Below are 5569 nucleotides of genomic sequence, written 5' to 3' on the forward strand. Positions count from 1 at the left end.
GAGACCGTCTCAACAACCACCCGATCCTCTCGCACATCGAAACCAGCACGCTGCACTTCTTGAACTTGGTTGTCGGTGCTCTGATCGCTGGTCGATACACGGGCATAAACGAAAGTGCGGGCCATTGTGCTGCTCCTGTCGGATCGGAAGGGTCGCTTTGACGTGGGTCCATAATAGCGATGGGTCTGTTTAGATTCAACCCTATTTTATGGTCCACTATCCAGCTATTTCCGGAAGGTCTACTTAACGTTCGTTTTACCGACCCATCCTGAGCTTGAGAATCCCTGCGGTGATGGCGGATGCGTTCGCATCAAGAGTTTGCAATGCGGTGACGGCGTTATCATGGGTTTCACTTGAGCCATTGGCTTTAGTCCACAACGCCATTTCCTCAATCGCCGCTGCAAGCGCGTGCTGGTTGTGCAACAGGAGGGTTAGTACGTCCGCCGCAGCTACATTGGCTTCTGTGTTGTCTGGCATGGCTGTCGTCCTTGAGGGAATGGATGCACGGATCGTAGCTCAGCAACTGGATGAACGGGTTGGCGCTCATATGCAGAATCCGCATGGCCCAGGTCGAATGTGTGACGAAAGCGACGGTGACGCGCTTCTGTGTGAAACGGATCGACCATTCTCCCTCGACACTCTCCAGATTTTGCGTGCAGGCGGAGAAAACCGGCTTTTGTTTGGTGTTCTAGAAGGCAGGGGGCTCTAGAATCAATGTTTCCGGGCATCGCACCACTCCAATGCCCTCGAATAACCATACTCAATGGCCCAGTTTCGACCGTTAAAACAGGGTTTATTAGGGGTTTTTTCATACTTTATTTTGTATAAAACTGGTGCAACTGAAGTTAGTGCAACTAGTTCGCGCTGATCCTGTACGCGAGATGCACGATAGGCATTATGCAGCCCTTGATTGCAAGTCTTGGGCTGCTCCCTGTTACTACGATTTATGCAGAAACGTGATGGGCTGCGAGGTATTTCTTGCCCTGTGTAGTAACTTCCGGATCGAGATAGGATAGCACGTTGAAATCGTCATCTGCTCCAGAGAATACCGCCTCTGCATTTCCAAGCAGAATCAATTCCCTCAATATACGAGCCTCATCACCGTCAACGTGTGCGACTTTGCCAGTTGCAATTGCAGCCAAAACTTTCAAGTGTTCGTTCATTGCTTTTACCTTTTCAAATCAACGGAAGTTTGCAGTTCCGAAAGTTCGGTTCTGTCAGGTGGCAGTATATCATGTATGAAGATCGCCCTCGGCCAACTAGGAATCAGTTGCATGCGGGCAATATAGCAACTACTGCCGCACAAACTCCACGCACACTTGAAATGGCTGCACCTCCCGGTTTATATGGCCTACAAGCGAATCGCACCGTGTGCGTTGCACTTCTACTGCGTGCATCCGTTTGTTCTAGAACGGAGCTGGTATAAGTTCGCGATCAACTGACACGGAGCCGACGTACAAGGCGTCGAGGGCGTCGAAAGAAAGGCAATCATCCAAACCTTCAAGGAACGATTCCGTCACGCTCAGGGAAGCGCGTAGGGGCTTCTCAACAACTGACACAAGGGCTTGGGTTGGCTGGTACTTGATCGGGCTCGCCAGTGCTTTGGCGTATTGGGCGTCGATGATCGAAGTGACTGTATGGGCTGGCCGTCCATGCAGCATGTCGAAAACCAATCGAAGGTCGACAGCGTCGAAGTGGAAGTTGTAACTGAAACGAGGGTTTGTGTTGGCGAACAGGAACTGGATCCGCTCGAGGGCTGGCAACAACTCCTGTCGATACTCTTTGCCGATACGTTCCCACTCGCTCAGAAGAACACTGGTGTCATTGTGGTAGTCGAGCCACGCACGGAAATCACCCACGGGTTCCTTGCCTTCAAGCTGGCGCTTAATGCCATCCAAAATACGAGCTGACGCAGTTTCGATTGTCTTCAAGTGTTCGGTGTGGTTTGGATTGGCTGGGTCGAGATGATCGACTAACCACGAGTACAGTGCTTGTCGCTTGCTTGGCTTGATCTTGCGGGACTGAACGACGGCTTGCACTACTTCCACGCCGATTATCTGGATAACACGCTGCACCACCTGCGAGAGCTTGTCATGCTCGGAAACTGCGAAACGAAGCAAAAGGTTTGCACGAGGGATTGAGGCGCCGCCGCTGTAATGCTTGGCACCATGCGAACGATTGAGCGCCATTGGCGCTATGACCAGATTGTCGGCTCTGAAAAGACCGATGGAAGCTTTACCATGTACAGGAGCGATATGGGACAACTCGAATGGAGCTTCGCCGTGGTCTCTGCGTAGACCATACCCATTCATCCGCTGACAACTCGCGTACACGTCGTACAGAGCTTCAAGTTCCTGCTGGTCGAAGTGGTGATAAATCTGAACGGTGCGGGCTCTGATAGCCTGACGGGCGAGTTCGTAGAAGAACGGGGAATTGGTAGCGCTGGCGATTCGCTTAACGTGGCGTGCTTTGTTGTTGAACGCAGTGCGGCAAGACGTATTGCAGAATTTCGCCGTTTTGCTGCTGGTGCGAAAACGCTTTTTGCACTGTGGGCAGGTTGGTTGACGTTTAGCTGTTGCTCTGAATGTTGCGGTCATTGGTGTTGGCTCCATTATGGGTGGCATTGATAGGGCTTTGGGCTTTGGGGTTGCATGGATCAGAGTGGAAGCAGAACGCATTGCAATAGCGGCGACGCTTCTGGACTGAGAAAACATGACCACAGTAGTTGCAGGTACAAGTCTTGTTCATCGAGTAATTCTCCTAGTTTGGTCTGATGCTTGGTGTTGTCGGCATGGCTCGCATTATTTCCACAGATACAATCTTTCGTATTTGCTCGTTGTTTATCGTTCTGTCTTGCGAGCGCTCCAGTTGAAGTCTGTTGTATGTTTGTCGATTCAAGTCAATTGCGTGCTGACTGACAAATTCAATCTGTCCTGAATGGCTAAAGTGCGATACTGCAATCAGAAACAGAGTGAGTAAAAAGCCGAGTGGTATCCTGCCGATGTACATTGGCACTTCCTTCTGTGGGGTTGGGGACAGGCCCGAAGGCCATCCAGAGTTGTGAGGCTGTGTGACTAAATTCGACAGTCGATCACTTCGAAAGCTCGGCACGAATCCGAGTTTCGATTGCATCGCGTTGAGCCTGACGCTCTGCTGCAAGTTCCCGTTCAACCTGACGATCAATACTCTCCTGTTCAAGTTGAACTTGTCGGGCAATGATCAATTCGTTCTCACGTTCAAGATTTGCACGATAATCTGACTCGACTTGAGCATGAATCGCCTTCATATCGGCTTTCTGCTCTACCTGCGATTTCTTCACGTAGAAGGTGATATAGGCGCCGAATTGGATCGGGCTCACATCGCTGTGCATGTATCCGGCAGCCAGGAATTCATCGCGGCGTTTGAATGCGGCCGGAAGACCCAAGGCCATGACGGCTAGCTGGCTCACTGTAGCGCGTATCGCGGGAAGTGCATTTTCGTCGCAAAAACCATCATCATAAAACTTTGCAGCATTGTCTTTCATTGATTGCAGGGTGGTTTTGTCAAAGGCTTTGAGTACGGACATCAGTTGGATTCCTTGTGGTGGTTGATTTTGTTGGCTCGGTATAGCTGCATGTAACAGCGTTGAGAGCATGTTTGCTTCGAAGCGCGTTTTGTTTCCATGGGATTGCCACAGATCACGCACGGGCGTACTAGGATCACAGCCATTCGGCCTCCTTGTTTTGGTTATTGGGGCGTAAGAATAACGAAAGGCGGACAAAACAAAGGGCCGGACGGCCCTGTGTCTATTGCGCTTCGTATTTGTGCTGAGTCCATCACCGCCAGCAACGGCTCTTTGAACAAACGGAGACGAACCCGTTTGCCCTGATGTACCAGTTTGTGCCAAATATCACTGGGTAAGACACAAGGTGGCGGAGGAAACAGCCCGCCATTGGCAATCTCAAGATGTTTGAGGAATATGGAGAAGCCACGTTGAACGTGGCTCACCCACCGTCACTGGAAGTGATTAGACAATGGCGATGAGATAAGAAATAGAAGTGGCAACATGAAGCTACTACCAGATAAAAACAGCGAACCCATTCAAACATGGTTGATTGAAACTGTTGTTGGAAGAGCCGGGAAGGATAACCGCTCTACATTGATTATTATAACACGGAAGTTGATTTTGTCAAGGTAATGCTTGCGAGGTTAGTTGGATTTGTGTACGGGCTTTGTTTCTGTGCCCCGCACTCAACGGGTTGCAGGGCGTGCCGCAAAACAACTTTACTCAGATGTCTTCTGTACAACTTCGGGGGGTATGGGGATCAGGGGGAGTTTTGAAATCGCCTCTAGTTTCTGTGCTGCTGTCGCACCTTGGCTGTACACATCGAAAGTCACAGAGCCTGTTTCATGACCAACTAGTTCAGCGATCAGTGCGCCTTGTACGGACGCTCTATGAAGCTGAGTGACGACAGTCTTTCGGATGGAGTGAAAAACCTGCTGGCTACCATATCCATGCGTTGTCTTGAGTCTGCCAAACGCTTTGGAGAGAGCGTCCGATCGAATGCCGTATTTGTTTTTACTGTCAGAGGGCACCAGATACCCGCCCTTGGATTGATCAACCAAACGATCAATGAGAGCTGACAGGGCAGGGTGGATTGGTACAACTCGGATGCCTGCTGCTGTCTTGGAGTCAACAATATCGAAGCTCTTTATACCGTCTGGCTCAATGACGTGTTCAGCCTTCAACTGACAAAGCTCTTCGATGCGGGCGCCGGTATATGTACCGAGAAGGATCAGATCAGCCAGTGTGGCGTGCCCCTCGGCTGACGCTGCTGCATGTAGTTTGCTGATGTCTTCCAGATTGAAATCTTTTCGCTGAGCATCGTTCTTGGCCTTTCCCCTCACCTGCGGCAGATCGTGATTTTCGAAGGGATTTGCACGATCTTTGAAATCTTCTCGCCAGCGAGCATCGTGCTTCATTGCCCATCTCCAGAACACGCTACCAGCCAGCAGGTATTGTGTCAGGGTCTTGCTTGCCAGCTTGAGGGAGTCCAGCCACGCCGACACAGCGTCAAAGTCGAGACTGCGTTCTCCTGTTTTCAAAAAGTCAGAAAGCTTCTCCAGCTTCGACTCCTGCTGGTCAATGGTCTTTGGGGCAATAGCTCGACCTTGCCTGTGTGTGCGGAATGTTGCCAATCTGGCCTTGGTGATTGGTGACCTCTGTTTGTGGGATTTCGGATCGATCAAGATGCCCTGCATTTCACCTGCTTCGGCTGGTGAAAGTTCCTGCACGGACGTGGCTACTTCACCGAGGGTTTCGAGTAGCATCTGGTGTGCGAGGTTGTGCAAAGCTATCTCGCCATCTAGCCCCGGCATTGCGTAAACACGGTCTGCTTCTGCACGTCTCCGCCTCCCATCTTTGGAATCGTCGAAAACGAGCCGGTGAAGCTCTTGAATATCTACTGGATTAAGTGGAGCTACTTCCTCCACTTCGCCAAGAACAACACGTGTCTTGAGCTGGCGGAAAACATCGTCAAATGCACGAGCAGAAGACGCAATCTGTTCTTTCCATGCATCACCACGGCTC

At 50.8% G+C, this 5569-nt stretch carries 5 protein-coding genes; all 5 read right to left on the reverse strand.

The window, feature by feature from the left end; translation table 11 throughout:
• Positions 1–255: 255 nt before the first annotated feature.
• Positions 256–477 (reverse strand): hypothetical protein, encoded by a 222-nt coding sequence (locus RR877_RS09585; RefSeq protein WP_332628065.1) that lies wholly within the window; start codon positions 475–477, stop codon positions 256–258.
• 467 nt (positions 478–944) lie between these two features.
• A complete protein-coding gene (locus RR877_RS09590; RefSeq protein ID WP_332628066.1) occupies positions 945–1163 on the reverse strand; it encodes a hypothetical protein in 219 nt (72 codons plus the stop codon).
• Between the two features lie 243 nt (positions 1164–1406).
• Positions 1407–2597: a hypothetical protein gene (locus RR877_RS09595; RefSeq protein WP_332628067.1), complete on the reverse strand. Its 1191-nt coding sequence runs from the start codon at positions 2595–2597 to the stop codon at positions 1407–1409.
• A gap of 494 nt (positions 2598–3091) precedes the next feature.
• Positions 3092–3685 (reverse strand): hypothetical protein, encoded by a 594-nt coding sequence (locus RR877_RS09600; protein WP_332628068.1) that lies wholly within the window; start codon positions 3683–3685, stop codon positions 3092–3094.
• Positions 3686–4263: 578 nt separating this feature from the next.
• Positions 4264–5569, reverse strand: a 1306-nt coding sequence (locus RR877_RS09605; RefSeq protein WP_332628069.1) for a tyrosine-type recombinase/integrase, incomplete at its 5' end; no start/stop codon positions are given.

Origin of the sequence: Aurantimicrobium sp. (assembly GCF_036667855.1) — a bacterium.
In the GTDB taxonomy this organism is placed as follows: domain Bacteria; phylum Actinomycetota; class Actinomycetes; order Actinomycetales; family Microbacteriaceae; genus Aurantimicrobium.